At 71.0% G+C, this 24,221-nt stretch carries 22 protein-coding genes and 1 tRNA gene; 1 reads left to right on the top strand and 22 read right to left on the bottom strand.

The window, feature by feature from the left end; all coding sequences use genetic code 11:
* Positions 1 to 43: 43 nt before the first annotated feature.
* From ACIQWX_RS41630 to ACIQWX_RS41735, 22 genes are all read right to left on the bottom strand, one after another.
* Positions 44 to 898: an FAD binding domain-containing protein gene (locus tag ACIQWX_RS41630; protein ID WP_400883600.1), complete on the bottom strand. Its 855-nt coding sequence runs from the start codon at positions 896 to 898 to the stop codon at positions 44 to 46.
* Positions 895 to 3,336, bottom strand: coding sequence for a xanthine dehydrogenase family protein molybdopterin-binding subunit (locus tag ACIQWX_RS41635; protein ID WP_400883603.1), 2,442 nt, complete (start codon positions 3,334 to 3,336; stop codon positions 895 to 897). The genes ACIQWX_RS41630 and ACIQWX_RS41635 overlap by 4 nt, the downstream gene beginning before the upstream one ends.
* Positions 3,336 to 3,860 (bottom strand): (2Fe-2S)-binding protein, encoded by a 525-nt coding sequence (locus ACIQWX_RS41640; protein WP_400883605.1) that lies wholly within the window; start codon positions 3,858 to 3,860, stop codon positions 3,336 to 3,338. Before ACIQWX_RS41640 ends, ACIQWX_RS41635 begins: the two co-directional genes overlap by 1 nt.
* 205 nt (positions 3,861 to 4,065) lie before the next feature.
* Positions 4,066 to 5,178 (bottom strand): XdhC family protein, encoded by a 1,113-nt coding sequence (locus tag ACIQWX_RS41645; RefSeq protein ID WP_400883607.1) that lies wholly within the window; start codon positions 5,176 to 5,178, stop codon positions 4,066 to 4,068.
* Complete coding sequence (locus ACIQWX_RS41650) at positions 5,171 to 6,283, bottom strand: VWA domain-containing protein (protein ID WP_400883609.1); 1,113 nt, start codon at positions 6,281 to 6,283, stop codon at positions 5,171 to 5,173. The genes ACIQWX_RS41645 and ACIQWX_RS41650 overlap by 8 nt, the downstream gene beginning before the upstream one ends.
* Positions 6,284 to 6,454: 171 nt before the next feature.
* Positions 6,455 to 6,531: transfer RNA gene (locus ACIQWX_RS41655), tRNA-Arg, on the bottom strand.
* Positions 6,532 to 6,788: 257 nt separating this feature from the next.
* Complete coding sequence (locus tag ACIQWX_RS41660; RefSeq protein ID WP_400883611.1) at positions 6,789 to 8,516, bottom strand: hypothetical protein; 1,728 nt, start codon at positions 8,514 to 8,516, stop codon at positions 6,789 to 6,791.
* 39 nt (positions 8,517 to 8,555) lie between these two features.
* Positions 8,556 to 9,425 carry an AAA family ATPase gene (locus tag ACIQWX_RS41665; RefSeq protein ID WP_400883614.1) on the bottom strand — a complete coding sequence of 290 codons (870 nt, stop codon included), beginning with the start codon at positions 9,423 to 9,425 and terminating at the stop codon, positions 8,556 to 8,558.
* A 26-nt stretch (positions 9,426 to 9,451) separates the two neighbouring features.
* Positions 9,452 to 10,036 (bottom strand): NTP transferase domain-containing protein, encoded by a 585-nt coding sequence (locus ACIQWX_RS41670; RefSeq protein WP_400883616.1) that lies wholly within the window; start codon positions 10,034 to 10,036, stop codon positions 9,452 to 9,454.
* On the bottom strand, positions 10,029 to 10,859 hold the full coding sequence (locus ACIQWX_RS41675; RefSeq protein ID WP_400883619.1) for an IclR family transcriptional regulator C-terminal domain-containing protein: 831 nt from the start codon (positions 10,857 to 10,859) through the stop codon (positions 10,029 to 10,031). Before ACIQWX_RS41675 ends, ACIQWX_RS41670 begins: the two co-directional genes overlap by 8 nt.
* A 9-nt stretch (positions 10,860 to 10,868) precedes the next feature.
* Positions 10,869 to 11,270, bottom strand: a complete 402-nt coding sequence (gene pcaC / locus ACIQWX_RS41680) for a 4-carboxymuconolactone decarboxylase (RefSeq protein WP_400883621.1) — start codon at positions 11,268 to 11,270, stop codon at positions 10,869 to 10,871.
* Positions 11,267 to 12,043, bottom strand: coding sequence for a 3-oxoadipate enol-lactonase (pcaD, locus tag ACIQWX_RS41685; protein ID WP_400883624.1), 777 nt, complete (start codon positions 12,041 to 12,043; stop codon positions 11,267 to 11,269). The genes pcaC and pcaD overlap by 4 nt, the downstream gene beginning before the upstream one ends.
* Before the next feature lie 14 nt (positions 12,044 to 12,057).
* Positions 12,058 to 12,612: a protocatechuate 3,4-dioxygenase subunit alpha gene (pcaG, locus tag ACIQWX_RS41690; RefSeq protein WP_400883627.1), complete on the bottom strand. Its 555-nt coding sequence runs from the start codon at positions 12,610 to 12,612 to the stop codon at positions 12,058 to 12,060.
* The gene (gene pcaH, locus ACIQWX_RS41695; RefSeq protein WP_400883630.1) at positions 12,609 to 13,346 is read right to left on the bottom strand and encodes a protocatechuate 3,4-dioxygenase subunit beta; all 738 of its coding nucleotides are present in this window, start codon (positions 13,344 to 13,346) and stop codon (positions 12,609 to 12,611) included. Before pcaH ends, pcaG begins: the two co-directional genes overlap by 4 nt.
* A gap of 11 nt (positions 13,347 to 13,357) precedes the next feature.
* Positions 13,358 to 14,539 carry a thiolase family protein gene (locus ACIQWX_RS41700; protein ID WP_400883632.1) on the bottom strand — a complete coding sequence of 394 codons (1,182 nt, stop codon included), beginning with the start codon at positions 14,537 to 14,539 and terminating at the stop codon, positions 13,358 to 13,360.
* Between the two features lie 196 nt (positions 14,540 to 14,735).
* Positions 14,736 to 15,488, bottom strand: coding sequence for a CoA-transferase subunit beta (locus tag ACIQWX_RS41705; protein WP_400883635.1), 753 nt, complete (start codon positions 15,486 to 15,488; stop codon positions 14,736 to 14,738).
* On the bottom strand, positions 15,485 to 16,294 hold the full coding sequence (locus tag ACIQWX_RS41710; protein WP_400883637.1) for a CoA transferase subunit A: 810 nt from the start codon (positions 16,292 to 16,294) through the stop codon (positions 15,485 to 15,487). The genes ACIQWX_RS41705 and ACIQWX_RS41710 overlap by 4 nt, the downstream gene beginning before the upstream one ends.
* Before the next feature lie 164 nt (positions 16,295 to 16,458).
* Positions 16,459 to 17,760: a glycoside hydrolase family 27 protein gene (locus tag ACIQWX_RS41715; protein ID WP_400883640.1), complete on the bottom strand. Its 1,302-nt coding sequence runs from the start codon at positions 17,758 to 17,760 to the stop codon at positions 16,459 to 16,461.
* Between the two features lie 25 nt (positions 17,761 to 17,785).
* Positions 17,786 to 18,619, bottom strand: coding sequence for a carbohydrate ABC transporter permease (locus ACIQWX_RS41720; protein ID WP_400883642.1), 834 nt, complete (start codon positions 18,617 to 18,619; stop codon positions 17,786 to 17,788).
* Positions 18,619 to 19,575, bottom strand: coding sequence for a carbohydrate ABC transporter permease (locus ACIQWX_RS41725; protein ID WP_400883644.1), 957 nt, complete (start codon positions 19,573 to 19,575; stop codon positions 18,619 to 18,621). The genes ACIQWX_RS41720 and ACIQWX_RS41725 overlap by 1 nt, the downstream gene beginning before the upstream one ends.
* The gene (locus ACIQWX_RS41730) at positions 19,572 to 20,840 is read right to left on the bottom strand and encodes an ABC transporter substrate-binding protein (protein WP_400883647.1); all 1,269 of its coding nucleotides are present in this window, start codon (positions 20,838 to 20,840) and stop codon (positions 19,572 to 19,574) included. Before ACIQWX_RS41730 ends, ACIQWX_RS41725 begins: the two co-directional genes overlap by 4 nt.
* A gap of 19 nt (positions 20,841 to 20,859) precedes the next feature.
* A complete protein-coding gene (locus ACIQWX_RS41735; protein WP_400883650.1) occupies positions 20,860 to 22,050 on the bottom strand; it encodes an ROK family protein in 1,191 nt (396 codons plus the stop codon).
* Positions 22,051 to 22,126: 76 nt separating this feature from the next.
* Here ACIQWX_RS41735 and ACIQWX_RS41740 point away from each other — a divergent pair, with 76 nt between their 5' ends.
* A complete protein-coding gene (locus ACIQWX_RS41740) occupies positions 22,127 to 24,211 on the top strand; it encodes an alpha-galactosidase (RefSeq protein WP_400883653.1) in 2,085 nt (694 codons plus the stop codon).
* Positions 24,212 to 24,221: the final 10 nt, after the last annotated feature.

Raw genomic sequence — 24,221 nt, forward strand, 5'->3', positions numbered from 1 at the left:
CTGCCCACCCTAGCCGCCGCCGGAGCGGCGGCCAGGGTGACAGTCAGGCTCCCGCCGCCGCCGCGATCGCGCGACCCGTCAGCACCTGGGCCAGGTGACGGCGGTATTCGACGTCGGCGTTGCTGTCCACCGGCGGATTCGTGCCCTCCGCCGCGTGCGACGCCGCCGCCGCGATCGAATCGGCCGATGCCTGGACGCCGACCAGTGCCGCTTCGACACCGGAAGCCCGGACCGGCGTCGAGCCCATGTTCGTCAGCGCGACGCGTGCCTCCTCGATGACGCCCGCCTCGGTGCGGACGGTGACCGCGACCGCGACCATCGACCACGCCTGGGCGACCCGGTTGAACTTCTCGTAGTGCGCCCGCCACCCGGTGTGCTTGGGCACGCGGACCTCGACCAGCAGCTCGTCCGGCGCCAGCGCCGTCGTGAACAGGTCCTGGAAGAACTCCGCCGCGGGCACCGTCCGGCGCCCCGAGGGCCCGGCCACCACCAGCGACGCGTCCAGCGCCAGCACCGGCGCCAGCAGGTCACCGGCCGGGTCGGCGTGCGCGATCGCACCGCCGAGGGTGCCGCGGTGGCGGATCTGCGGGTCGGCCACCGTGTCGGTGGCCGACTTCAACAGCTCCGCGTGCGCGGCGATCAGCGCGTCCCGCTGGACTTCGTAGTGCGTCGTCATCGCGCCGATGACCAGCTCGTCGCCCTCCTCCCGCACGCCGCGCAGCTCCGCGACGCGCCCGAGGTCGACCAGCGTCGTCGGCGCGGCGAGGCGCATCCGCAGCACCGGCAGCAGGCTCTGCCCGCCGGCGATGACCTTGGCGTCCTCGCCCGCCGACGCCAGCGCCTGCACCGCTTCGTCCACTGTGGACGGGCGGACGTAGTCGAAGGAAGCCGGGATCACTGCGCACCTCCGGTGGCGTCGATGGAACCGAGCCCGCCGCCCGCTTCGTCGCGGCCGGGGCCGCCCGCGTCGGTCGTGCCGTGCTGGATGGCGTGCCACACCCGCATCGGGGTCAACGGCATCTCGATGTCGTCGACGCCGAAGTGCCGCACCGCGTCGATCACCGCGTTGACCACCGCCGGGGTGGACGCGATGGTGCCCGCCTCGCCGACGCCCTTGGCGCCGAGCGGGTTGGACGTCGCCGGCGTCTCCGTGCGGTCGGTGGTGAACGACGGCAGGTCGGCCGCCGACGGCAGCAGGTAGTCGGCGAACGTGCCGGTGGTGAGCGTGCCGCTGTCGTCGTGTTCGGTGCCCTCGAACAGCGCCTGGGCGATGCCCTGCGCGAGCCCGCCGTGCACCTGGCCCTCGACGATCAGCGGGTTCACCGCGACGCCGACGTCGTCGACGCAGACGTAGGAACGCAGCTTGATCCGGCCCGTCTCGGTGTCCACCTCGGCGGCGCACAGGTGCGTGCCGTGCGGGAACGAGAAGTTCTCCGGGTCGAACGTGGCGTCCGAGTCGAGCGACGGCTCGATCCCGTCGGGCAGGTTGTGCGCCGCGAACACCGCGAGCGCGATGTCGCCCATGGTCGTGGCCGTGTCGGTGCCCTTGACGGTGAACTTGCCGCCGGCGAACTCGAGGTCGTCTTCGGCGCATTCGAGCAGGTGCGCCGCGATCGGCTTCGCCTTGGCGATCACCTTTTCGGCGGCCTTGATGACGGCGATGCCGCCGACCACCAGCGACCGCGAGCCGTAGGTGTCCATGCCCTTGTGCGACGACTGGGTGTCGCCGTGCAGGATCTCGACGTCCTCGAAGGCGACGCCGAGCTGGTCGGCGACGATCTGGCTCCACGCCGTCTCGTGGCCCTGGCCGTGCGCGGACGCGCCGGTCGTGACCTCGACCTTGCCGGTGGGCAGCATCCGGATGGACGCGTACTCCCAGCCGCCGGCGCCGTAGTCGAGCGAGCCGAGCACCCGCGACGGCGCGAGCCCGCACATCTCGGTGAACGTCGAGATGCCGATGCCGAGCTGGACCTTGTCGCCCGCCTTGCGGCGCTTGTCCTGTTCGGCGCGCAGGCCGTCGTAGTCGAAGAGCTGCTTGGCCTTTTCGGTGGCGGCCTCGTAGTTGCCGGAGTCGTAGGTCAGCCCGCACACCGTGGTGAACGGGAACTCCTCGTGCTTGATCCAGTTCTTTTCGCGCAGCTCCATCGGGTCGACGCCGAGTTCGACGGCGAGCTCGTCCATGATCCGCTCGATCGCGAACGTCGCCTCGGGGCGGCCGGCGCCGCGGTAGGCGTCGGTCAGCGTCGTCGTCGTGTAGACGTTGGTGCACGCGAAGTGGTACGCCGGGATCTTGTAGATCGCGTTGAACATGAACGCGCCGAGGATCGGCACGCCGGGGCCGACGAGCCCGTTGTACGCGCCGAGGTTGGCGAGCAGCTCGACCTTGAGGCCGGTGACCCGGCCGTCGCGGGTCGCGGAGATCGTGATGTCCTGGATCTGGTCGCGGCCGTGGTGGGCGGCGAGCATGGTCTCCGACCGCGTCTCGTTCCACTTGACCGGCTTGCCGAGCTTCTGCGCGACGAGCAGCGACATCATCTCTTCGGGCAGGACGCCGATCTTGCCGCCGAAGCCGCCGCCGACGTCGGGGGCGATCACGCGCAGTTTGTGCTCGGGGATGCCGAGCGTCAGGGCCGACATCACGCGCAGGATGTGCGGCACCTGGGTGGCCGACCACATGGTGATCTGCGTGCCGGTCGGGTCGACGACGCAGGCACGCGGCTCCATGAACGCCGGGACGAGGCGCTGCTGGCGGAAGCGGCGCTTGAGCACGACCTCCGACGAGCTGATCGCGTCCTCGACGTTGCCGCCGGTGCCGGCCTCGGCGGAGTCGAACTTCCAGACGGCGCTCGTGTTGGTGCCGAGGTCCTCGTGGACCAGCGCGGCGCCGTCGGCGATCGCGGCTTCCATGTCGAGGACGACCGGCAGCTCGTCGTACTCGACGTCGATCTCCTCGAGCGCGTCGTGCGCTTCGGCGGACGACCGCGCGACGACGACCGCGACGCCCTCACCGGCGAAGTTGACCGTGTCGGACGCGAGCACGGGACGGCGCGGCGCCTTCATGTCCGGCGTGATCGGCCACGCGCAGGGCATGCCGATCGCGCCGTCCGGGTCGAGGTCCTTGCCGGTGTAGACGGCGACGACACCCGATGCGCTCTTCGCCGCCGACGTGTCGATCGAGACGATCTTGGCGTGCGCGAACGGGCTGCGCAGGACCGCCATGTGCAGCAGGCCGGGCAGGGTGATGTTGTCGGTCCAGCGGGTGCGGCCGGTGATCAGCCGCTCGTCCTCCTTGCGGCGGCGGGACTTGCCGACCTCCGGTTCGATCGTCGCGGTCATCAGTCACCACCCACGCCGACGTGCTTGGTCTCGGCGATGCGCTCGGCTTCGGGCCCGGCGCCGGGGCTCATGTGCTGGGCGGCGTCGCGGACCGCGCGGACGATGTTCTGGTAGCCGGTGCAGCGGCAGAGGTTGCCTTCGAGGCCCTCGCGAACGGCTTGTTCGTCGGGGTCCGGGTTGTCGGCCAGGAGGTCGATCGACTGCATGATCATGCCCGGGGTGCAGAACCCGCACTGCAGCGCGTGGTTTTCGTTGAAGGCTTTCTGCACGGGGTGCAGCTGCCCGTCGCGGGCGAGGCCTTCGATGGTGGTGACCTCGCAGCCGTCGGCCTGCACGGCGAGCACGGAGCAGGACTTCACGCTGTGCCCGTCCAGGTGGACGGTGCAGGCGCCGCAGTTGCTGGTGTCGCAGCCGACGACGGTGCCGACCTTGCCGAGTTTTTCGCGCAGGTGGTGCACGAGCAGGGTGCGGGGCTCGACTTCGTCGGTGTACTTCGTCCCGTCGACGGTGACGGTGATGCGCATCAGGCCTCCAAAAGCCGGTTCGGGAGCGGCCTGCCCGACCGTGATCGGGCTCACAGACTCCCGAGCGTGCTACGCGACCTTCGCGCGGACAAGTCCTGATGTCACACGTTCAACTACCTGTGCCGCAGCTGCGCCTTGCTCGTGAAGATGCAGCCGCATCTGCGGAAGTCCGGATGGGTGAACTTTTGTGGGCCACCTGGACCAGTCAGCCGTGGATCCGTCCGGTCAGCTCGGCGAGGCGTTTTCCGCCGCCGCCCCACCGCAAGGCGATGATTTCCGCCGCGATGGAAACCGCCGTCTCCTCCGGGGTGCGGGCGCCGAGGTCGAGGCCGATCGGCGAGGACAGCCGTTCCAGCTCCCCCTCGGTGATCCCGGCTTCGCGCAGGCGGGCGAAGCGGTCGTCGTGCGTCTTGCGGGAGCCCATCGCGCCGACGTAGCCGACGTCGAGGCGCAGCGCGACCTCCAGCAGCGGCACGTCGAACTTCGGGTCGTGGGTCAGCACCGCGATCGCCGTGCGCTGGTCGATGCGGCCCGCGTCGGCCTCCGCCGTCAGGTAGCGGTGCGGCCAGTCGACGACGACGTCGTGCGCGTCCGGGAAACGGCTGCTGGTGGCGAACACGGGCCGCGCGTCGCAGACCGTGACCTGGTAGCCGAGGTAGGCGCCCATGCGGGCCATCGCGGCGGCGAAGTCGATCGCGCCGAAGACCAGCAGCCGGGGCGGCGGCTCGAAGGAGTTGACGAACACCGCCATGCCCTCGCCGCGGCGCTGCCCGTCCGGGCCGTAGTGCAGGGTGCCGGTGCGGCCGCTGGCCAGCAGGCCGCGCGCGTCGTCGGCGACGGCGTCGTCCATCCGCGACGACCCGAGCGAGCCCGCGGTCCGGTCCGGCCAGACGATCATGTGCTCGCCGACCAGGCCCTCGCGTTCGTGCTCGATGATCGTGACGACCGCGACCGGCTCGCCGCCGCGCACCGACGCGACGACGTCGCCGAGCTCCGGCATCGAGTCGCGGTCGACGTGCTCGACGTAGATGTCGATGATCCCGCCGCAGGTCAGGCCGACCGCGAAAGCGTCGTCGTCGGTGACGCCGTAGCGCTGCAGCACCGGCTTGCGCTCGGCGACGACGTCCTGCGCGAGCTCGTAGACCGCGCCTTCGACGCAGCCGCCGGACACGCTGCCGGCGACGGTCCCGTCCGGCGCGACGACCATCGCGGCACCGGGCGCGCGCGGCGCCGACGAGAAGGTCGCGACCACGGTGCCGAGGCCGACCGTCTCGCCGTCGGACCAGCGGCGGAACACGTCGTCGAGTACGTCACGCATCGGAAATCTCCCCGAGCAGTCGTTCCAAGGTGGCCAGGGTGTGGCCGGCCAGGAGCCGGTCGATGTGGGGCAGCGCGGCCACGATGCCCGACTGGACCGGAGCGTACCCCGCACGGCCGGCGTGCGGATTCACCCAGAATACGGCGTGCGCGAGCCGGCGCAGGTGGGCGAGCTGCTCGCCGAGCAGGCCGGTGTCGCCGCGTTCCCAGCCGTCGGAGAAGACGGTGACCACGGCGCGGCGCGCGACCCCGCGCCGGCCCCAGCGGTCGAGGAAAGCCTGCAGCGTCTCGCCGAGCCGGGTGCCGCCGGCGAAGTCCGGCACCGCGGAGCCCGCGGCGAGCATGGCGCGTTCCGGGTCGCGTTGCCGCAGCTGGCGCGAGACTCGGGTGAGGCGCGTGCCGAGCGTGAAGACCTCGACGGACTGGGGCGCGGACCGCGTCAGGACGTGGGCGAACCGCAGCAGGGCGTCGGCGTAGGGCGACATCGAGCCGGAGACGTCGATGAGCAGCACGACCCGCCGCGGCCTGCTGCCGCGGCGCACGTGCGCGAGTTTCACGGGTTCGCCGCCGCTGGCGAGCATGGCGCGCAGGGTCCGGGAGGGATCGAGCCGTCCTCGGTGCGACGGCGTTCTGCGCGCGGCCGGGCGTTTCGGAGGCGCGGGTCTCAGGGTGGCGAGGAGTTCGCGGAGGTGTTCGCGTTCGGCGGTGGTGAGGGCGGCGAGATCGCGGTGCCGCAGGACTTCTTGCGCGCTGGCGGCGACTTTGAGCTGGTCAGGAGCGTCTTCGCCGGTGGACTGGCTGCCGTCGCCGTCGACGAGCGGCGCGATACGGGCCTGCTTGGGAGCGGCGGACTTCGCGCGTTGCGGGGTGGTGGGTTCGATGGCGAACCACTGGCTGAAGGCTTCTTCGTAGCAGGGGAGGTCGTCGGGGCTGGAGCAGAGGGTGAGCCGGCCGGCCCAGTAGAGCTGGGTGGGTTCGGCGACGTCGACCTCGGCGACGGCGGCCAGGTAGGCCTGCACGCGCCGGGCATCGCAGGCGACCCCGGCCTCCCGCAGGGCGGCGGCGAACCCGACGTACCCGGCAACGGGATCGGCGGCGGTGGTCATGGGTCCATTGTGCGCTCACCCGGCTCGGAGGGCCGCCCTGTGGACGCGGAAGCTGCCCTGTGGACAGGGGCTCGGCGGTCAGCCGACAATGTCGGTGCCCTCCGGTAGCGTGGAAAACGGGGGCCGGAGGCAAACCCCTTTGGTGTTCCAGGTGGGCCGCCGATTGCGGTTTGGTGTCCCGGCGAGGAGTCGAACCTCGGACCTCGGCGTTCGTAGCGCCGCGCTCTGTCCTGCTGAGCTACCGGGACGGGGGCGGTCTGCGCGCACGCCCCTCCCCGGGCGGGCGCAGACCGCGCTCTTCGCGGCGACCGACCCGAGGTAGCGAGGGGTGGGCGCGAAGAGCCTTCAGGAAGATTCAGCGAACGGCACGGGAGATCGTGCCGCATCGGTTCGCTTGCCGGTTCACGATCTCCTCCTCTCGGTGGCGGTTTCCGCTGTGCTGAAGAAAGGATGCCGGAGCCCGGCGCGCCGGGCAACGCATTTAATTTCCGTCCTTTGTGGACTGTCAGGCCGTGAAGCCCGGCACGATGTTCGCGCAGCCGCGGCGCCGCGCCACGTCGTTGTCCGCCAGGACCGGCGGCAGTGCCCGCTGCGCGAACGCCTGCAGTTCGGCGAGCTTCGCGTCGTCCACCAGATCGCGGCGAACGTGGTACGTGGCCTGGTTCTTCGCGTCGTTGCGGACGAAGATCGTCGCGTAGTCGCGCTCGAACCGCGGATCGCCGTCGAACTGCAGGGTGCTGCTCCACGAGCCGACGAAGACGATCAGTTCGGGCTTCGCCGTCGTGAAGACGTAGTCCCGCAGGCCGGCGAAGTCGGCGACGTGCAGGTAGTCCGCGATCGGGGCGTCGCCGAGCCCGGCGAGGTCGAGCAGCCGGAGGCGGCTGCCCAGCGCCGTGCCGCCGAGGTCGATCACCCCGGCCGACGCCGTGTCCGGCAGCCGCAGGATGTCCGCGAAGCCGTTGATCGCGGTGTCGTCGCGCTCGGCGACCGCGCACATCGCCGTCTTCACGTCGGCGCGGTACTTCGTGCCCTGGCTGCAGTAGCCGCCGACCGCGCTGACCGACGCGGCCACCAGCAGGCACGCCAGGACGACGCGGCCGCGCACCCGGGCCACCGCGAACGTCTCGACGACCGCGGTCGCGCCGATGAGGGCGCCGACCGTCCACACCGGCGTCGCGAACCGCAGGTGGCCCATCCAGTCGTACTCGAGCACGATGAACGCGGCGACGGCCAGGCTGAACGGAACCAGCAGCGCGATCAGCCCGACCCGCACCCGGCCCGGCTTGACCAGCTGCACGGCCAGGCAGCCGGCCACGACGGCGACGAGCAGCCAACCCGCGTACGACACGATCTCCCCCGGCCGCGCGAGGTCGGCGAGGTCGGGTGGCTCCTGACCCTTCGCGACCGCGGTGTTGGGCAGCAGGCGGCCGAACTCGAACCAGCGGTAGACCACGTACGCGCCGAAGGGCAGGGCGAACGCGACGACCGAGACGACCACCGCGCGGATGCTGCGGGCGAGCACAGCCCGCTTGAGGAAGACGGCGACGGCGATCGGGTACGCGCCCGCGTAGATGAGGCCGTCGGGACGGGTCAGCGCGGCCAGCATGGCGAGCACGCCGGCACCGATCGCGACGCGGTGCGTCAGCAGCTTGTCGCTCAGCACCGACCGCAGGAGGAGCACGGCCAACGCGGCGACGGTCAGCGCGTAGAACGAGTTCTCCAGGCCGGAGAAACACCAGATCACGAACGACGGGTTCGCGGCGAGCGCGGCGCCGGCGACGAACGTGACGAGCGCCGGCCGGCGGGCGAGCGCTTTCGCGCCGGCGTGGAACAGGGCCAGGACGCCGGCGCAGCAGGCCAGCGCCAGCGCCTTCGGGAAGAGGATCTGGTCGGAGACGCCGAAGAGCGTCCCGTGGTCGAACAGGCCGACGAGCTTGCCGAGGGCGAGCAGGATCATCCAGGTGGGGTTCGAGTAGCCCTCGACCGGCGCGACGCCGGGCTGGAGCACCGGCCCGAGCCCGTCGGCGACGTTGCGCGAGTAGGCGAAGGTGATGGCGGCGTCGTCGATCAGCCAGTGGCCGTAGAACGAAGCGTGCACGGCGATCAGCGCGGTGCCGCCCAGGACGGCCGCCACGGCGGCGAGCCGGGCCGGCCAGCGGCGCCGGTCGGTCGCCGCGGGTTCCGCCGCCCGCTCGGTCGACGGCCTCGCGTCGGTCGTCTCGGCCACGCTCATGCCTCAGGCCCTCCCATGCCTTTGGATACCCCGCGCCGGTCAGGCGAACAAAGCGTCGAGCTTGGCCCGCACCCGGTCGAGGTCTTCGCTGTATTTCAAAACGGCTCCGAGCGTTCGCGCCGCCGTCGCCGCGTCCAGCTCGTCTCGTTGCAAAGCCAGCAGGGCTCTCGCCCAGTCGAGTGACTCTGCTACTCCCGGTGGCTTCAACAAGTCCATTTCGCGGAGCCGATGCACCGCTTCAGCGATCTGCCGAGCCAACGTTTCCCCTATTAGGGGGATCCTACGGCGCAGGATCGTGACCTCTCGCGCGAGGTCCGGGTGTTCCAGCCAGTGGTACAGGCAGCGGCGCTTGAGGGCGTCGTGCACTTCGCGCGTCCGATTCGAGGTCAGCACCACCAGCGGCGGCTGTTCGGCGCGGACTTCGCCGTACTCGGGGATGGTGACGGCGTGCTCGTCGAGCAGCTGCAGGAGGAAGGCTTCGAACTCGTCGTCGGCGCGGTCGATCTCGTCGACGAGCAGCACGCACGGCGCCGTGATGAGGGCCTGCAGCAGGGGGCGGGCGAGCAGGAAGCGTTCGGTGTAGAGCGAGCGCTCGGCGGTCTCGACGTCGACGCGTCCGTCGCCGGCGGCTTCGAGGGCGCGCAGGTGCAGGAGCTGGCGGGGGAAGTCCCATTCGTACAGGGCCTGGGCGGCGTCGATGCCCTCGTGGCACTGGAGGCGGACGAGCGGGCGGTCGAGCGCGGTGGCCAGCGCGAGGGCGAGCGAGGTCTTGCCGGTGCCCGGTTCGCCTTCGCAGAAGAGGGGGCGGCCCATTTTCAAGGCGAGGAAGCCTGCGGTGGCGAGCCCGTCGTCGGCGAGGTAACCGGTCGCGTCCAGCGCGGCGGCGAGTTCTTCAGGCGAGTCGGTCACGCTGTCGATCGTAGGCGGCGCGCCGGTCACCGGCCGGGCAGATCGGCCCGGCGATCGACGTCGCGGCCGCTGCCGAGGTCGCCGCACTCGACGAGGGTCAGGTCTTCGCGAGTGGCCAGCCAGTCGCGGGCGCCGCGGTCGCCTTGGGCCGAGTCGGCGATCTCGGGCCACCAGCGGCGGCCGAGGAGGACCGGGTGGCCGGGGACGCCGTCGTAGGAGGCGCGGGCGACGGTTTCGGTGGTGGCGCCGGCGGCGACGCGGGTGAGGATGCCGGCGCCGACCCAGGGAAGGTCGACTAGGTGGACCAGGGCGGCTACGGGGCGTGGTTCTTGCGCCAGCGCGGCCAGGCCGGCTTTGAGGGAGGCGCCCATGCCGGTTTCCCAGCCGTCGGCGAAGACGGCTTGGCCAGGGTCGGGAAGGAGGGCGCGGACTTGCTCGGCGGCGGCGCCGACCACGACGCGGATGGGGTGGCAGCCGGCGGTGGAGAGGGTGGCGAGGGCGCGGAGGACGAGGGGTTGGCCGTCGAGTTCGGCGAGGGCCTTGGGGCCGCCGAACCGCCGGCCGGCCCCGGCGGCGAGGAGGAGACCGGCGACGGGCGCGTTCTCAGCCATGGGCTCGGCCGGGGGCGCCGATCGCCAAGTCGGCCTCTATTGCTCGGGCTGTCTCCAGCAACGGGGGCACCAAATCCCGCTCCACCGACTCCGCCGTGGTGCGGCTCGCGTGCGTGGACAGATTCACCGCCGCCGCTACCCGGCCTCTGCGGTCGTGGATGGGGGCCGCCACTGACCGGAGACCCTCTTCCAGCTCCTGGTCGACCATGGCCCAGCCCTGGTCGGTCACCTTGGCCAGCTCGTCGCGCAACCTCTCCGGGGCGGTGACCGTGCGGTCCGTCAGGCGGTCGAGCTTCGCCACCACGAAGTACGCCTCCAGCTCCGCCTTGCTCAGGCCGGCCAGCAGGACGTGCCCCATCGAGGTCGCGTACGCCGGGAAGCGGGTTCCCACGTTGATGCTCACCGTCATGATGCGGGAGACCGCCACGCGGGCCACGTAGACGATGTCCGTGCCCTCCAGGACCGATACCGAGCTGGACTCGTGTACTCCCGCCGACAGGTGCTCCAGGTGCGGCTGCGCCACCTCCGGCAGCGTCATGCTCGACAGGTACGAGTACCCCAGCTCCAGCACGCGGGCCGTCAGGGAGAAGTACTTGCCGTCCGTGCGGACGTACCCCAGGTCGGCCAGGGTCAGCAGGAACCGGCGGGCCGCCGCCCGGGTGAGGCCCGTCGACCGGGCCACGTCGCTCAGGGTCAGCTCCGCCGCGTCCGCGTGGAAGGCCTTGATCACCGCCAGGCCGCGCTCCAGAGACTGCACGTGGTGGGCACCGCGGTGCGCCGGTTCGGTGTCGACCTCGGCTTCGATCCGCCTCCCCACGTCCATGACCGCACCCTATCCGGCGTCGGCCGGGCGGGCCGTCGGCTCGCCGAGCTCGGCCAGGGTGCGCTGCGCGATGGCGAACGCCGCGTTCGCCGCCGGGGCGCCCGCGTAGACCGCGGTGTGCAGCAGGACTTCGCCGATCTCCGCCGCCGTCAGGCCGTTGCGGACCGCGGCCCGGACGTGCATCGCCAGCTCGTTGTGCGCCTGCAGTGCGGTCAGCGCCGCGAGCGTGACGCAGCTGCGCGTCCGGCGGTCCAGGCCGTCGCGGGCCCAGACCGAGCCCCACGCGCCTTCGGTGATGTAGTCCTGGAACGGGCGGCTGAAGTCGGTCGTGCCCGCGACCGCGCGGTCGACGTGCTCGTCGCCGAGCACCTCGCGCCGCACCTTCATGCCCTGCTCGTGGCGGTCGGTCACGCTCGCTCCAAGTGGTCCAGGATCAGCCGGGTGAACTCGTCGGGCCGCTCGTAGCTGCCCAGGTGCGCCGCGTCCGCGACGACTTCCAGGCGCGCGCCGGGGATGCCCGCCGCGATCAGGTCGGCGTGCCCCTCCGGTGGGGTGGCCGGGTCTTCGGCGCCCGCGATGACCAGCGTGGGCGCGGTGATCTTCGGCAGGGCGTCGAGCTGGTCCATCCGCTCGATCGCGCCGCAGCAGGCCGCGTAGCCCTCGGCCGGGACCGCGGCGATCATCGACCGCAGGAACGCGGCGCGGTCCGGGTGCCGCTCGGCGTACGCCGGGGTCAGCCACCGGGCGACGCCCGCCTCGGCGACCGCGCCGGTGCCCTCGGCGCGGACCTTGGCGGCCCGGTCGGCCCACATCCGCGGAGGCCCCAGCTTCGCGGACGTGCAGCAGAGCACCAGGCTCGCGACCCGGTCGGGCGCGTGGGCGCCGAGCCACATGCCGGTCATCGCGCCCAGCGACAGGCCGACCAGGTGCGCCCGCGCGACCTCGAGGTCGTCGAGCAGCGCCAGGACGTCGGCACCCAGGTCGTCGATGTCGTACGGACCGGGCGGCACCGGCGACGCGCCGTGCCCCCGCGTGTCGTAGCGGACCACCCGGAAGCCGCGCTCGAGCAGCGGCACGACCTGCGGCTCCCACATCCGGACGTCGCTGCCGAGCGACCCGCCGAACACCACCACCGGCCCGTCTTCCGGGCCTTCCACGACCCGGTGCACCCGCACGGCGCCCACGTTCCCACCTCCGTTCATACGGCGAAGAACACCGTCTCGCCGTCGCCCTGCAGCCGCACGTCGAAGCGGTAGCCGCCGTCGGTCTTCTTCGCGATCAACGTGTCTCGGCGCTCTTCCGGGACCGTCGCCAGCACCGCGTCCGCGGAGTTGTCCTGGTCCTCGAAGTAGATCCGCGTGACGACCCGGTTGAGCAGGCCGCGCGCGAACACCGAGACGTCGATGTGACGCGCCTGCGTGGTGCCGTGCTCGCCCGGTACCGGGCCTGGCAGCAAGGTCAGGATTCCGTACGTGCCATCGGTTTCCGTCGGGCAGCGGCCGAAGCCGCGGAACTCGCCGGACGCCTCGCCGCGCGGGTCGTCGGGGTGGCGGAAGCCGCCGTCCGGGTCGGCCTGCCACGTTTCGATCATGGCGTCCGGCACCGGGTCGCCGTTGCCGTCCCGGACGGTGCCGCGGATCCAGAACGCGCCGGGCGTGCCCTCGGGCACCACGTGCGGGCCGTCCGGCCAGGGCAGGCCGATCGACAGGTACGGGCCGACGGTCTGCGAAGGGGTGGGCAGCAGCTCGGTCATTCGTCCTCGTCCTCTTCCTCTTCGAACACCGACGCGTCGCGCCCGCGCAGCACGATGTCGAACTGGAACCCGAGCGCCCACTCGGCCTGCGTGATCTCGTGGTCGTAGCGCGAAACCATGCGCTGCCGGGCCTTCTCGTCCGGGATCGAGTTGAAGATCGGGTCCTGGTAGAAAAGCGGGTCGTCCGGGAAGTACATCTGGGTGACCAGCCGCTGGGTGAACGCCGAGCCGAACACCGAGAAGTGGATGTGCGCGGGACGCCAGGCGTTGTCGTGGTTCTTCCACGGGTACGCGCCGGGCTTGATGGTGGTGAACGTGTAGCGGCCGTCGCTGTCGGTCAGGGTGCGCCCGACGCCGTCGAAGTTCGGGTCCAGCGGCGACGGCCAGCGGTCGCCGGTGTGGCGGTAGCGGCCGCCGGCGTTCGCCTGCCAGATCTCGATGAGCGAGTCGCGCACCGGACGGCCGTCGCCGTCGAGGAGGCGGCCGGTGACGATGATCCGCTGCCCCTGCGGTTCGCCTTCGTGCTGTTTCGTGAGGTCGTTGTCGAACTCGCCGAGACGGCCGGGGCCGAGCAGCGGGCCGGTGACCTCGGTCAGCATCTGCGGCAGCAGGACGAGGTCCTGCTTCGGGTACCGCAGCGCCGTCGAGCGGTAGCCGGTGAAGCCGAGGGGCGGGTGCGTCCCTTCGGGGTCCTGCCCGTAGCGCGGGAGCCTGAATTCCGTCGGAGTGGCCACTGTTGTCTCCCTTACCGGCCTTCGAGGACGACGGCCAGGCCCTGGCCGACGCCGATGCAGATGGCGGCCAGTCCCCAGCCACCGCCGCGGCGGTGCAGGTCGTGGGCCAGGGTGCCGAGGATGCGGCCACCGGACGCGCCGAGCGGGTGGCCGATGGCGATCGCGCCGCCGTGGGTGTTGACGATCTCCGGGTCGAGCTTCTTCCAGTCGCGCAGGCAGGCCAGGGACTGGGCGGCGAAGGCTTCGTTGAGCTCCACCGCGGCCAGGTCGTCCCAGCCGATGCCGGCCCGTTCGAGGGCGATCTCCGCGGCGCGGACCGGGCCGATGCCGAAGACGTCCGGGTCGACGCCCGCCGCGCCGCGGCCGGCGATCCGGGCCAGTGGCGCCTTGTTCAGGCGGTTCGCGGTCGCTTCGTCGCCGAGGAGGAGCGCCGAGGCGCCGTCGTTCAGCGGCGAGGCGTTGCCGGCCGTGACGGTGCCGTTTTCCTTGCGGAAGACAGGCTTCAGCTTCGCGAGCTTCTCCGGGCTGGAGTCCGGGCGGATGCCTTCGTCGCGGGCCAGGTCGACGCCCTCGACCGGGACGACCAGGTCGTCGTAGAAGCCGTCGTCCCACGCCTTCGCGGCGTTGACGTGGCTGCGGGCGGCGAAGGCGTCCTGCTCGTCGCGGCCGATGCCGTAGCGCTCGGCGAGCAGCTCGGTGGACTCGCCGAGGGAGATCGTCCACTGCGACGGCATCGCCGGGTTGACCATGCGCCAGCCGAGCGCGGTGTTGTAGAGGGTCTGGTTGCCGGCGGGGAAGGCCTTCTCCGGCTTGGGCATGACGAGCGGCGAGCGGGTCATCGACTCGACGCCGCCGGCGACGACCAGGGAGGCGTCGCCGACCTGGATCGCGCGGCTGGCCTGCATCACCGCGTCCAGGCCGGAGCCGCAGAGGCGGTTGACGGTGTTGCCGGGGACGGTCGTCGGCCATCCGGCGAGGAGGGCGGCCATGCGGGCGACGTTGCGGTTGTCCTCGCCCGCGCCGTTCGCGTCGCCGAGGGTCACCTCGTCCACTGTGGACGGATCGAGGTCGTTGCGGGCCTGGAGGGCCTTGAGGACCCCGGCGGCCAGGTCGTCCGGGCGGACGCCGGCGAGGGCGCCGCCGTAGCGGCCGAACGGGGTGCGGATCGCGTCGAGGACGTAGACGTCGGTCATGCGCTCGCCTTCCGGGGTGCCGGGGTGGTCGGGTGGGCCGAGCCTGCCACGGCGAGGACGGCGGGGCTGGGCGCGGCGGAGGTGGAGTTCGGCGTTGGGTGGAGCTCGCGGTGCGGGGTGCTGGGGCGGACCGAACCCGCCATGGTGGGCTCGAGGGCGGTCGAGTCCGGCGCTGCTAGGCGGGAAAGCACGTTGGTCATGCCTTCTCCAGGTCTCGGAGCACCGTCAGCTCCTGCTCGGTCGGGGCGGGGGTGACCTTGAGGTCGTCCGCGACCTTCAGTGTCCACCCCGTGGCCTTGATCGCCTGGTCGAGCTCGACGCCCGGGTGGAGCTCGGTGAGGGTCAGCTCGGCGGTCTCCGGGTCGGGGCGCATCAGGCCGAGGTCGGTCACCACCAGGGTCGGGCCCTTGCCGGGGAGGCCGAGCTTCTCGCGGTCGCCCTTGCCCGTGCCGTGGCCGAAGGACGTCACGAAGTCGACCTTCTCGACGAAGGCGCGGGGGCTCTGGCGCAGGACGATGAACACCTCGCCGCACGAGGCCGCGATCTCGGGGGCGCCGCCCGCGCCGGGGAGGCGGACCTTCGGGTCGTGGTAGTCGGAGCCGATGACCGTGGTGTTGATGTTGCCGAACTTGTCGAGCTGGGCGGCGCCGAGGAAGCCGACGTCGATGCGGCCCGGCTGGAGCCAGTAGTTGAACACCTCGGGGACGCTGACGACGGCGTCGGCGGTGTCGGCCAGCTCGCCGTCGCCGATGGACAGCGGGAGGCGGGACGGCTTCGCGCCGAGGCAGCCGGATTCGTAGATCAGGGTGAGATTCGCGGCGTGGGTGCGGCGGGCGAGGTTCGCCGCCTTGCTGGGGAGGCCGATGCCGACGAAGCAGGACATGCCGTCGCCGAGGGCGCGGGCCGCCGCGATGCTCATCATCTCGTCGGCGGTGTAGTCGGTGCTCATGCCTTCACCCCGGTCAGCTCGTTCAGCCACTTCGTGAACGCCTCGCGGTCGCGACCCACTTCGTCCCAGGCCTGGTACGCCGAGTTGTCGCGCTCGTAGTACCCCGCCGCGTACGACGGCTTCGCGCCGCCAGGAACTTCGGCCACCGCTGTCACCACCCAGGCCGGGAGGATCACCGCTCCCGGAAGGGGCTCCAGCTCGTCGACGATCTCCTCCACCGTCACGATGGACCGCTTCGCCGCCAGGACCGCTTCCTTCTGGACACCCGTGATGCCCCACATCTGGACGTTGCCCGCGCGGTCCGCGCGCTGGGCGTGGACGATCGTCACGTCCGGGTTCAGCGCCGGGACCGCCGTCAGCCGCTCGCCGGTGAACGGGCACGTGATCGGCTTGATCGTCTCCGTCTGGGCCGGGAGGTCCGTGCCCGTGTAACCGCGCAGCACCGCGAACGGCAGGCCGGACGCTCCCGCCACGTACCGGTTCGCCATGCCCGCGTGGCTGTGCTCCTCGATCTCCAGCGGGACCGGCCAGTCGTGCTGGACCGCGTCGCGGAACCGGTGCAACGAGCCAACCCCGGGATTGCCACCCCAGGAGAACACCAGCTTGGCCGCGCAGCCCGCGCCGATCAGCTGGTCGTACACGATGTCCGGGGTCATCCGCACCAGCGTCAGGCCGCGCCTGCCCTGCCGGATGATCTCCTGCCCGGCCGCGACCGGGATGAGGTGCGTGAACCCTTCGAGCGCGACGGTGTCGCCGTCGTGCACCAGCCGGCCCACGGCCTCCTCCAGCGACAGCAGCTCTGCCATCCCACGCTCCGAATCTGTTCGCATCACGCACACTCGTTCTGAAACCGAACATAGCACGACGCCGACGCCGCCGACCAGACGTCTTCCACCCAATGGATGACGCACGCACGACGAAGGGGACTTTCCTCGCACCCGCAGCGAGAAAAGTCCCCTTCGAGAGAAGCTCAGCCGATCCGGACCAGCCGGGAGCCGTGCGGAGGCACCGCGGAAGCCGTCCACGAGCCGCGGAACCGCCCGAGGTCCTTGCGCGCGACGAGGTCACGCACCGGCCGCGCCCCAGGGAGATCCACCGTGATGTCCGCGGGCGTGGAGCCCAAGTTGTAGACGGCTGCGTACGTTCGCCCGTCCGGCGCCCGCTTCGTCCACACCTGGTGATCGCCGCCGGTCACCTGAGTCGGGTACGAACCGGCATGGTCGACCGCGATGACCTCGGGGTTCGTCAGGATCGACACCGCGGAAGCGTCCAGGAAGTAGATGTCTCCCCCGACGTACAGCGGCGAGGACGCCATCGACCAGAACGTCATCACGCTCTGCCGCTCGACGTCGGAGATGCCGTCCTGGATGCCGGACCCCGTGTTGTTCGAAATCGGCATCGAGTCCAGGTCCGGCCGGTACTGCGGGCCGAACACACCCAGCCACGAAGGCAGGTCCGACCACCGCGCCTTCACCGAACTGTCCCAGGTGGACACCGTCTCGCAGTAGCACTCGACGTCGGTGTCGACGCGCACGCCGTTCGCGTAGGGGGCCAGCGAAGAGCCGATGGACCGCGGCACCGGCCACGCGCTCGCCGTCAGCCACATCGGCCGCCGCGAGTGGTCGATGGCGGAAGACCAAGCCCTGATGTCGGCCACGTTGTCCGCGGTCGTCCCGTCGACCTTGACGAAGTCGACGCCCCAGGACGCGAAGCGGGCCACGATCGAGTCGTAGTACTTCTGCGCGCAAGGGTTCCGAAAGTCGACCTTCCAGTTGCCGCCCCAGCCGTTCGACGGCGTCAGCGGCTTGTACGCGATGTCCTGGGCGTGACACGACGTCCCGAGGATGGGCGCGTTCTTGTCGTAGACCTCTTTCTCGAGGCCCGTCACGGCGTACAAGCCCAGCTTCAGCCCGAGCGAGTGCACATAAGAGGCCAAAGCCGGAATCCCGGACGGAAACCGCGTCGGATCGGGGTCGGGGATGCCGTTGACGTCGGTGTGGAAGACCCAGGACTGCGAGGCGTTCCAGCCCGAGTCGATGTTGACGTAGGTGTAGCCGGCGGACTTGAGCTTCGACGCCATGGCCGCAGCCGCGTCGCGGACGTGCGACTCGTTCAGCCACGAAGTGCCGTAACCCGCGCGGGTCGACGACTCCAGGCTCCAGCTGCTCCAGCCCATGAACGGCTTGACGAACGGCGTCCGCGCGTCGGCCGGCGCGACGACCAGCGAGAAAAGCCCTAGTACAGCGAGGAAAACGGAAAGGAGGCGCTTCACTGAACACTCCTCGATCGGGGGGGACCTACTCCTTGAGCCCGCTCGCCGCGATCCCGCGGACGATGAACCGCTGGGCGACCAGGAACATCGCGACCAGCGGCGCGATGGTGACCAGAGCGCCGGCGAACAGCGCCGGCAGGTTGACCGACTGCGCGGTCAGGAACGTCGAGAGCGCGATCTGCGCGGTCCACGACGACGGGTCCTGCCCGATCACCAGTGGCCACAGGAACGCGTTCCAGCTTTCGATGAACATCAGCGCGCCCAGAGACGCGATCATGCTGCCCGAATTGGGGAGCACGAGGCGCCGGTAGACGCCGAGGTAGCCCAGCCCGTCGAGCCGGCCCGCCTCCTCGATTTCGGCGGGGAACCGCAGGTAGAAGTTGCGGAACAGGATCACGGTGAACGCGCTGAACAGGTTCGGCGCGATGATGCCCCACTCGGTGTTGACGCCGCCCATCGAGCCGACGACGACGAACGTCGGCACGAACGTCACCGACTGCGGGATCATTAGCGTGACCAGCACGTACGTGAACACGGCACGGCGTCCGGGCACGTTGATCCGGGCCAGCGCGTACCCGGCCATCGAGCCGAACAACGTCCCCACGGGCGCGGTGACGATCGCGACCAGGAACGAGTTCCACAACGAGTGCGCCATGGGCACCGACGCGTCGGCGAACAGGTCGCCGAAGTTCACCCACGACAACGGGTCCGGCAGCCACGACCAGTCCGGCGAGCTGACCTGCTGCCGCGTCATCAGCGCGTTGCGGATCATGATGTAGAACGGCAGCAGGAAGATCAGCGACAGCACGGACGCGAGAACGTACTTCGGCGCTCGCCGGGGTGCGGTGAGGACGGCCATCAGTCCTTCTTCCCGAAGCCGACGAACCGGCCCTGCAGCAGCGTGATCACGATGATGATCACCGTCAGCAGGAACGCGCCCGCCGAGCCGACGCCGTAGTTCTGGTCGCCGAGCGCGGAGTCGTACAGATAGACGAGCGGCGGTTTCACCGGCGCGGTCGCCGTCCCGGAAAGCCCGGTGCCGAACAGGTTGTAGAACTCGTCGAACGCCTGGAACGCGGCGATCAGGATGAGCAGCAGCACCGCCACCGACGTGTTCCGCAGCTGCGGCAGCGTGATGTACCGGAAGGCCTGCCACTTCGTCGTGCCGTCCAGCTCCCCCGCCTCGTACAGCGACGGCGAGATCGCCTGCAGCCCGGCCAGGAACAGGATCATGTACAGCCCGACCTGCAGCCACAGCCGCAGCGTCACGACCGCGACCCAGTACACCGGCGGGCTCGTCGTCGACAGCCACGGCACCGGGTCGGCGCCGAACAGCCCGCCGATCACGTTCGCGACGCCGGACGGCAGGCCGTTGAACAGCGCCATCTTCCACACCAGCGCCGCGACGACGTACGACACCGCCGCCGGGATGAGGAACACCGTCCGGAAGAACGCTTTGCCTCGGCGGATGCTGTTGATCAGCACCGCGAGACCCAGCGACGCGACGAACGTGATCGGCACGATGAACACCGTGAAGACCGCGATCGTCGACAACGACGTCAGGAAAGCGTCGTCACCCAGCAGGAACGCGTAGTTGTCGAAGCCGATCCAATGCCCGAGGGAGATCGTGCCGCGGGCGTCGTTGAAGCTGAGCAGGAAGCTCCACGCGATCGCGACGTACTTGAACAGCCCCAGCCCGAGCACGACCGGCCCGGTCAGCACCGCGAACGCGCCGATCGCGCGCCAGTCCCGGCGCCGGCGACGCTTCTTCGCAGCCGCCGCCGGGACCGCCGGAGCGTCCATCAAGGCCGTCATGCCAGCTGCTTGTCGACTTCGGCCTGCGCCTTCTTCGCCGCGTCGCCGAGTTCGGCGGCCGGGTCGGCCTGCCCGTTCGCGATCTTCGTCGCGGCCTGCAGGAACAGCGTCGCCGATGCCTTGTTCCACAGCCCCGAGTACGACTTGCCGTTCTGCTGGGAGATCGTCACGGCGTCCTTCGCCGGACCGCTGGAGAACTCGGTCGTCTGCGCCGCGACCGGCTTGCGGGCCGGGATGTGGAAGCCGTACTTGACGCACCAGTCCTTCTGCAGGTCGGCGTTCTTGATCCACAGCCAGTCGATGAACTTCTTGACGGCGTCCAGATTGGCCGACTTCGCGTTGGCCAGCTGGTACCAGCCACCGACGCGCGCGACCTGCTTGCCGGTGTCCCCGAACTTCGGCCACGCGACGACGCCGAAGTCGTCACCCAGGGCCTTCTTGATGTCCGGCAGCGACCACAGGCCGCCCCACTGCATGGCGGTGGCGCCGTTGGCGAACGCGCCCGGGTCGGACCAGTCGGTCGGGTAGCCCTGGAGCAGGCCGCCGGTGTCGTGCAGCTGCTTGAGCCCGCCGATCGCGGCGATGGCCTCGGGAGAGGCGAACGCGACCTTCTTGCCGCTCGAGTCGAAGAAGTCCCCGCCGGACGACCAGAGCAGGAGCGTCGCCGCTTCGCCGACGCCGTCGGTGCCGACGTACAGGCCCTTCTGCTTGCCGTTGTTCAGCTTCCGCGTCGCTTCGAGGAGCTCGGCGAACGTCTGCGGCGGCTGGACGCCCGCGGCCTGCAGCGCGCTCTTGCGGTAGTACAGCATCATGACGTCGTCGATCATCTTGACGCCGTAGATCTTGCCGTCGACGGTCACGGTGTCCAGCGCGGCCGGGCTGAAGTCGGCCTTCACCGGGTTCACGATGTCGTCGAGCGGCGCGAGCAGGCCGTTCTTGACGTTCTGGTACCGGAAGTCGCCCAGTTCGAACAGGTCAGGGGCCTGCGCGGTGAGCATCGCCGAGTTCAGCTTGGTCTCGTAGTCGCCGGCGATCCAGCTGACGTTGATCGCGATGTCCGGGTTGGCCTTGGTGAACTCCTGCGCGTACCGCTGGACGGCCTGCTGCGTCCCGGATTCGCCGTAGGCGTGGTACCACTGCTGCAACGTGACTTTCGCGCCCGAAGCGGCGCCCGCGTTCTTGTTCAACGGGTCCGAAGTGCAGCCCGCGAGGGCGGCACCACCGGCGAAGAGGACGGAACCGACCAGGAAGCTTCTGCGGTTCATGGGGCTCACAAGGGACTCCTTAGACGCTCTCGGCGACGAAAAGACTTTGGATGGCGACGGCGGCCGCGCCCCGCGCCCACTCCTCGAACGGCAGCGGCCGGATCACCAGGCCGCAGCGGGCGGCGCTGCCGAACGCCTGGACCGCGAAGGTCCGGCGGATCTGGTCTTCGAACAGGTCGTAGGTGGCGACGCCTTCACCCGAGACCACGACCCGCTCGGGACCGAACAGGTTGACCAGCGCGGCCAGGCCGAGCCCGATCGCGTGCCCGGCCCCGGCGAACACCCCGCGCAGGGGCTCGTCGCCGCCACGGGCGCGCGTCACGGCGTCTTCCATGGTCAGCGCGGGTTCGCCGGAGACGTCGCGAGCGAGCGTCAGGATCGCTTCCGTGGACGCGATCGCCTCGACGCAGCCCCGGCCGCCGCAGTGGCACGGCGGGCCGCCGTCGGCGACCGGTACGTGCCCGATCTCGCCGGCGACGCCGTGCGCGCCGCGGACCAGGTCGCCGTTCACGACGAGCGCGCTGCCGATGCCCGTACCCACCGTGACCAGCGCGAACGACGACGCGCCGACGCCTTCGCCGAACCACTGCTCGGCCACGGCGAGCGCCTTGACGTCGTTCTCCAGCGTCGCGGTCAGCCCGGTCGCGTCTTCCAGCAGGGACGCCAGGGGGACGTCCCGCCAGCCGAGGAACGGCGAGTACCGGACGACGCCCGAAGCGCGGTCGACGTCACCGGAAACCGCGACGCCCAGGCAGTAGGCGCGGTCACGGAGGTTGCTGGTGCCGTCCGGCGTCGGCCCGGCCAGCAGCTCGCCGACCAGGTCGGCCAGCGCGCGGACGACGTGGCCGACGTCGTGGCTCTTCAGCGCGTGGTGGGCGCTGGCCCGGACGTCGGCGCGCAGGTCCGTGACCACGCCGATCAGGTCGTCGCCGGTGATCTTGACGCCGACGAAGTACTCGCGGTCCGGCCGGATCGCCAGGGGGTTGGCGGGGCGGCCGGCCCCCGGAGTCGTCCGGCCTTCGGAGGCGAGTTCTTCCAGGTAGCCGGCCTCGATGAACGGCCTGGCCGCCTTGGTGACCGCGGCCGACGACAACCCGGTGCGCCGGGCGACGTCGACACGCGACACCGGCCCTTCGGTCAGGACCGTGGTGAACACGGTCGCTGCCGCGGGACTGGTGATCGGCGCCCTTGCCGGTGCACTGCGAGGCATGGCCGGAAGGGTAGGCAGGATTAATTAACTTCGTCAAGAATTTATTTTTCGGCTGGTCACGCCTACGCTCCGGATCATGTCGCTCGTCGAACACGACCCCGCGCACCGGCTCTGGCTGCTGCGCACCCCCGACAGCTCCTACGCCTTCCGGCTCGACGCCGACGACCGCCCGCGGCACGTCCACTGGGGCCCGCCGCTGACGTTGTCGCAGGCCACGCAGGTCGCCGCGCGCCGCAACCCGGCCGACAGCAGCTTCGACGAGCCGGGCGACGAGCGGCAGGAATTCCCGGCCGAAGGCGGCGCGTTCTTCGGCGTCGCCGCCCTGGCCGTGCGCTACGAAGACGGGACGTCGGCGCTCGAATGGCGGTACGACGGGCACACCAGCACCGAGGACTCCCTGGTCGTCCGGCTCGCCGACCGGCACTACCCCCTGGAACTCTCGCTGCACTACCGCGTCCGCGGCGACGTCGTCGAGCGCTGGACGTCGCTGCGCAACACCGGCGAGGCCCCGATCTCGTTGCTGCGCACGGATTCCGCGTCCTGGACACTCCCGCGGCGCGCCGGGGCGCGGCTGACCCGGACGTCGGGCGCGTGGAGTGCCGAGTACGGCGTGCTGCGCGAAGCCGTGCCGGTCGGCGAAACCACGCTCACCAGCCGTCGCGGGGTCTCGAGCCACCAGGTGAACCCCTGGGTGATGCTCGACGCGGGCGACGCGACCGAGACGGCGGGCGAAGTGTGGTCGACCGCGCTCGCGTGGAGCGGGAGCTGGCGGATCACGGTCGAGCACACGCACACCGGCCGCGTCACGTGGACCGGCGGGTTCGGCCACGATCACGTCGGCTGGCGGCTGCTGCGCGGCGAAACGTGGGAGACACCGGTGTTCGCCGGGCTCTACGCGGCCGACGGCTTCGGCGGGACCAGCCGACGGTGGCACGCGTACGTCCGCGAGTTCATCCAGCCGTACCCCGAGGAGCTGCGGCCGATCGTCTACAACTCATGGGAGGCGACCGGCTGGGACGTCGACGAGCGGACCGAAACGTCGCTCGCCGAGGCGGCGGCGCGGCTGGGGGCCGAGCTGTTCGTCATGGACGACGGCTGGTTCGGCGCCCGCACCGGCGACACGGCGGGGCTCGGCGACTGGACCCCCAACGAACAGCGCTTCCCCGCGGGTCTGCGGCCGCTGGCCGACGCCGTCCACGCACACGGGATGAAGTTCGGGCTGTGGGTCGAGCCGGAGATGGTCAACCCGGACAGCGACCTCTACCGCGCGCACCCGGACTGGGTGCTGCACATGGCGAACCGCTCCCGGACCACGTTGCGCAACCAGCTCGTGCTGAACTTCGCGCGCGCGGACGTCGCCGACTGGGCGCACAAGTGGCTCGACCGGCTGGTCGGCGAGCACGGCATCGACTACCTCAAGTGGGACATGAACCGCGCGTTCACCGAAGCCGGCTGGCCGGGCGGCGAGGCCGGGCGCGTGTGGGTGGACCACGTCCGCGCGGTGCACACGATCCTGGACCGGCTGCGCGCCGACCACCCGGCCCTGCGGATCCAGGGCTGCGCGGGCGGCGGCGGGCGCACCGACCTCGGGATCCTCGCGCGCACCGACGAGATCTGGGCGTCCGACAACACCGACGCCGCCGACCGGATCACCATCCAGCACGGCTACGGGCAGATCTATCCCGCGGGCACGATGTCGGCCTGGGTCACCGACAGCCCGAACCCGACGACCGGCCGCGAAGCGCCGCTGAGCTTCCGGTTCCACGTCGCGATGGCCGGCGTGCTCGGGCTGGGCGGCGACCTGCCCCGCTGGTCCGCCGCCGAGCTGTCCGAGGCCGCCGAACTCGTGGCGCTGTACAAGGAGATCCGGCCGGTCGTGCAGCACGGCGAGCTGTACCGGCTGGCGGACCCGGCGACGTCGGCGCTGACCGCCGTCCAGTACGTGCTGGACGGCTCGGTCGTCGTGTTCTTCTGGCGGCGTCCCACGGAGTTCGCGCGGCCGGTGACGCCGCCGCGGCTGGCCGGTTTGGACCCATCGGCCCGGTACCGCGACTCCGGCGGCGTCGTCCACGACGGGGCGGTGCTGCTGAGCCACGGCCTCGACGTCGACCTGCCGGGAAGCGGGTACGCGAGCGCGGTGGCGCGGCTGACCAGGGTCTGATTACCCACGC

The organism is Amycolatopsis sp. NPDC098790, from assembly GCF_044759945.1.
Classification (GTDB): domain Bacteria; phylum Actinomycetota; class Actinomycetes; order Mycobacteriales; family Pseudonocardiaceae; genus Amycolatopsis.